Annotated in this window: 1 protein-coding gene; it reads left to right on the forward strand. The window is 45.0% G+C overall.

Features of this window, described 5'->3' with window-relative positions; all coding sequences use genetic code 11:
• Window positions 1–522, forward strand: a 522-nt coding sequence (locus tag IEY40_RS20140; protein WP_487250662.1) for a transposase, incomplete at both ends; no start/stop codon positions are given.

Here is a 522-nt window from a genome sequence, read left to right on the forward strand (position 1 = left end):
AGAATGGCCAACAAAGAAGATAAATGTACCGGAAGATTCTGGGAAGGCAGGTTTAAATCTCAGGCTTTGCTTGATGAAGCCGCAGTTTTAGCCTGTATGGCTTATGTCGATTTAAACCCTGTCAGAGCCAAAATGGCTGCAACCCCTGAAACCTCGGATTACACCAGTATTCAGCGCCGAATAAATTCAGCAATCAAAGGCGAGCAACCACCAGAGCTATTACCGTTTGTGGGTAATGAAAGACTCAATATGCCTAACGGGCTCATGTTCAGCGTGAAAGACTACATTGTACTGGTTGAAGATACCGGTCGGATAATTCGAGAAGATAAGCGTGGTGCCATTAGTTCAAGCAGTCAGGACATACTGAATAGACTCAACATCCCAGCAGAGAATTGGCTTAAAATCACCACTGAATTTGGTACATTATTTAAAGGTGCTGTCGGAGCATTACCCGCATTAACCGAATATTGTGAGCATTTAGACCGAAAACGGCGACAAGGCGCGGCAAATTGTCAGCGCTGG

It is taken from the genome of Shewanella ulleungensis (genome assembly GCF_014648315.1).
GTDB classification, from domain to species: domain Bacteria; phylum Pseudomonadota; class Gammaproteobacteria; order Enterobacterales; family Shewanellaceae; genus Shewanella; species Shewanella ulleungensis.